Source organism: Variovorax sp. 20P10.2.4 (assembly GCF_058244205.1).
The window spans coordinates 1-4,046 of sequence record NZ_JBZAYE010000638.1 but is presented as its reverse complement, the minus strand read 5'-3'; the positions used below and the strand labels follow the sequence as shown (position 1 = coordinate 4,046).

At 70.8% G+C, this 4,046-nt stretch carries 4 protein-coding genes; all 4 read left to right on the top strand.

All coding sequences use genetic code 11. The features are described from left to right. On the top strand, window positions 1-899 hold an 899-nt coding region (locus AC27VN_RS34740), incomplete at its 5' end, for a single-stranded-DNA-specific exonuclease RecJ (protein WP_490879543.1). Window positions 900-1,096: 197 nt separating this feature from the next. Then, window positions 1,097-1,777, top strand: a complete 681-nt coding sequence (locus AC27VN_RS34735) for an SDR family NAD(P)-dependent oxidoreductase (RefSeq protein ID WP_093352195.1) — start codon at window positions 1,097-1,099, stop codon at window positions 1,775-1,777. Window positions 1,778-1,982: 205 nt separating this feature from the next. Then, window positions 1,983-2,183 (top strand): hypothetical protein, encoded by a 201-nt coding sequence (locus AC27VN_RS34730; protein WP_256222898.1) that lies wholly within the window; start codon window positions 1,983-1,985, stop codon window positions 2,181-2,183. 325 nt (window positions 2,184-2,508) lie between these two features. Continuing rightward, the coding region (locus tag AC27VN_RS34725) for a WGR domain-containing protein (protein ID WP_490879542.1) at window positions 2,509-4,046 on the top strand (1,538 nt) is incomplete at its 3' end.

Here is a 4,046-nt window from a genome sequence, read left to right as displayed (position 1 = left end):
CCACCACCTTCGACTTCGGCTTCGCGCTCGGCCCGCGCATCAATGCCGCCGGCCGGCTGGCCGACATGACGCTGGGCATCGAATGCCTGCTGACCGAGGATGCCGCGCGCGCCGACGAGCTCGCGCGCCTGCTCGACGGCATCAACCGCGAGCGGCGCGACATCGAGGGCGGCATGCGCGACCAGGCGCTGCTGCTGGCCGAGTCGCTGTTCACGGTCGACGGCGAAGGCACCGAGACCGTGCCCGCTGCCATCAGCGTGTTCGATGCCGACTTCCACGAGGGCGTGGTCGGCATCGTGGCCTCGCGCATCAAGGAACGCTTCCACCGGCCCACCTTCGTGTTCGCGGCCAGCGGCGCGCCCGGCAAGGAGCACGAGCTCAAGGGCTCGGGCCGCTCGATCCCGGGCTTTCACCTGCGCGATGCGCTGGACCTCGTCGCCAAGCGGCATCCGGGCGTGCTGCTGCGCTTCGGCGGCCATGCGATGGCGGCCGGCTGCACGGTCGCGCGCGAGCAGTTCCAGACCTTCGAGCGCGCGCTCGCGCAGGTGGCCGACGAATGGCTCGATGCCGCCACGCTCACGCGCCGCATCGACACCGACGGCCCGATCTCGCGCGAGTATTTGCGCGTGGACCTGATCGACACCCTGCACCGCGAGGTCTGGGGCCAGGGCTTCGCGCCGCCCACCTTCAGCGAGGAGGTCGAGGTGGTGTCGCAGCGGCTGGTCGGCGAGCGGCACCTCGCGCTCAAGCTGCGCCACCAGGGCCAGCCCATCGACGGCATCTGGTTCGGCCACACCGACCCGCTGCCGCCGCGCGTGAAGCTGGCATTCCGGCTCGACGCCGACGAATGGCAGGGCGTGCGGCGCGTGCGCTTCCTGGTCGAGGGCGCGGAGATCTGAAGCGTTCGAGCCCCGGCCACAGGTTACGCCGGGGTTTCCGCTGCAAGCAATTGCGTGCGCTGTCCCGCCACGGCGGGCGCGCGCTCGGTACACATTCCTACATGGAAGGCGCGCGGGCCTTCTACGCTGGCTTCCATGCACGGCGCGCCACGGCCGATTTCCGGCAGCGTCCACGCGGTGCAACGCAGGAGACCGGCATGCAGACACCCTCCCCCGACGTGTTCCCCGGCGCCGAACGCCGCCCGCTCGCGCTGGTGACCGGCGCCTCCTCGGGCATCGGCTACCAGCTCGCGCGGCGCGCGGCCGAACATGGCTACGACCTGCTGATCGGCGCCGACGAATCGCTGGCCCAGGCCGAAGCCGACCTGCGCGCGCTGGGCGCGCGCGTGTTCGCGGTGCGCGAGGACTTCGCCACGCGCGACGGCGTCGACGCGCTGCTCGCGGCCTGCGAGGACCGGCCGATCGACGTGCTGTTCGCCAACGCGGGCCACGGCCTGGGCCATGGCTTCCTCGACCAGGAGTTCCACGACGTGCAGCACGTGATCAACACCAACGTGACCGGCACGCTCTACCTGGTGCAGCGCGTGGGCCGCGCGATGCGCGAGCGCGGCCAGGGCCGCATCCTCATCACGGGCTCGATCGCGGGCTTCCAGCCCGGCGCGTTCCAGGCGGTCTACAACGGCACCAAGGCCTTCATCGATTCCTTCGCGATGGCATTGCGCAACGAGCTCAAGGACACGGGCGTGACCGTGACCTGCCTGATGCCCGGCGTGACCGACACCCACTTCTTCGCGCGCGCCGACATGCCAGGGTCTGTCGTCCATCAAACGCCCTCGCGCTGGCCCCGCCATGCGGTGGATACGCGAAGGGCGGCGTAGCCCATGGCCACCCATGGGCAAGCCGGCCGACAAAGTAGCCGCCGTATGGCGGGGCCAGCCCGGAGGGAAGCCCTGTTGCGCGGTGCATTGCGGCGTTGCCCTTCGCTCACGTAGCACGCTACGCAGCGCTCAGGGCGCCTTGCACTGCCCCGCGCAACAGGGCTTCGCGAGGGCGTTTGATGGACGACAGACCCTGGACACGCGCGTGGGCCAGCAGTCCGACAAGGCCGATCCGGCCGAGGTGGCGAGGGAAGGCTTCGAGGCATTGATGAAGGGCGAGAGCGGCGTGATCGCGGGCTGGCGCAACAAGATGCAGGTGGCGCTGTCGCGCGTGATGCCCTCGCCCGCGCTGGCCGAGCAACACCGCAGGATCGCGGAGCCGGGCAGCGCGCACGCGCCTTCTTGAGCCGTCCCGGACCGTCGACGCGCGAACGTCAGAACCTTCTTCGTACATTCCCGACGCCCTACGTAGCCTTGCGACTTTTGGAGGTGCCCGCGAGCGTGCCTCGCGGGCATGATCGCGCCCATGCGTTGTCCTTTCCCGATTGCTCCGGCGCGCAGCACGCGATTGCCGGGTGCCCATCGGGCGCCTGCGTCTTGAACCCCCGCGCCCTTCGATGCGCCGCTTGCACGCGGCGTTCACATGGCGCGCCTATCCTGCCTCCAGGCTTGCGTACGGCAACGCTTCTTGATGTCCGCTCATCGACGAACCCCAGGAGGATTTTCTTTCCATGCGCCGTTTTGAACTGATCGAGGGAACCGCCAGCAAGTTCTGGGAAGTGGAACAGGCGGAGAACGATCTCAACATCCGCTGGGGCCGCATCGGCACCGCGGGCCAGAGCCAGACCAAGTCCTTCGCCGATGCCGCGAAGACCGCCACCGCGCTGACCAAGCTGGTGAGCGAGAAGACCGGCAAGGGCTACAAGGAAGTCGGCGTGAGCGCCGATGCGAGCATCGGCAAGACCGAGGCCAAGCCGAAGGCGGAAGCGCCTGCGGCCGCACCCGCCGCGGCGCCTGCCACCGCACCCGCCCAGGCACCGGCTCAGGCCGCGGTCGCCACCGCGAGCGCACCCGCCACGCCGGCACCGCCGCCCGTCGCGAGCGAAAGCCTCGACAGCCAGTGCGAGCGCGTCGTCGAGGCCGTGCGCATCGCGATCGAGGACGGCAGCGTCAAGACCGGCGACAAGTTCTCGGCCGCCGCTCTCAAGCGCCAGTACGGCGTGAGCGAGCAAGGCGCCACGATGGCCTTCGAGGAACTCAAGTCCCATGGCCTGCTGTCGGGCTGGGGCACCACCGCCGAGGTGCGCGAGAAGGCGCAGGATGCGGCGCGCGAGCTCGCGCAACGCACGGTGGCCGCGCACGGCCAGACGCCCGTCCAGCCCGTGACCGAAGGCGCGCCGCCCTGGCTCGCGCAGGGCGCGCCGCTGCGCATCACGGCGCAAACGCGCGAGTTCGCCTATGCCTCGCGGCGCTTTCCCTCGACCCGTCCGGTGCTCGATCTGGCGCAGGCCTGGATCCGGGCCTGCAACGACCTCGAGCTGCCGCTGGACCTGGCCGCGACCGATGCCGCGCTGCGGCCCGCGGCCGAGCGCATGCTCGCGCGCGACAAGCCCGCCACCCCGGCGCCCGATGCCGAAGCCGATGCGCTGCTGCTGGCCTTCATGGACCACAACACGCGCCGCGACAAGGCCGGCTCGGTGGTGTTCCTGATCCAGTACCTGGTCGCGCAGTACGGGCTGGCCGGCGCGATCGAGGTCTACCTGTCGGCGCTGCGCCTGCAGGTGGAAGGCAGCTACGACCAGCAGGCCAAGAAGTGGCGCAGCCGCTTCTCGGGCAACCCCGGCCAGGCGGTCAACCACGGCTGGTACGGCGCCGTGGGCGATGCCGAGGAAGTGCTGCGCGAGCAGCTCTCGACCGCACCCGAGGCCGAATGGCAGCAGTGCGCCGACCTGATCGAGGCCGCGCTGCCCTCGCTGCATCCGAGCCGCCAGCCGCTGGCGGCGCTGCTGCTGCCCGAACGCCCCGAACTCTCGAACGCGCTCGCGCTGCGGCTGGCCGGCGAGAAGGACAGCGGCGAGACCTTGCACTGGCTGCTGCTGACCATCACCGATGCCGCCGCCGCCGCGCAGGCCGCCAAGGTGCGGCTCAGCTATTCGAGCGGCTTCTGGGGCCACTACAAGATGACGGCCACCGCGCTGCTGGAACGCGGCACCGAGGCCGTGGCGCTGCTCGAGCGCGGCGCGGCCGAGGAACACGCGGGCGAGACGCT

Bases quoted from the DNA above. Each gene is read 5' to 3' on its own strand.
- AC27VN_RS34735 (WP_093352195.1), top strand. From the start codon at position 1,097: ATGCAGACACCCTCCCCCGACGTGTTCCCCGGCGCCGAACGCCGCCCG.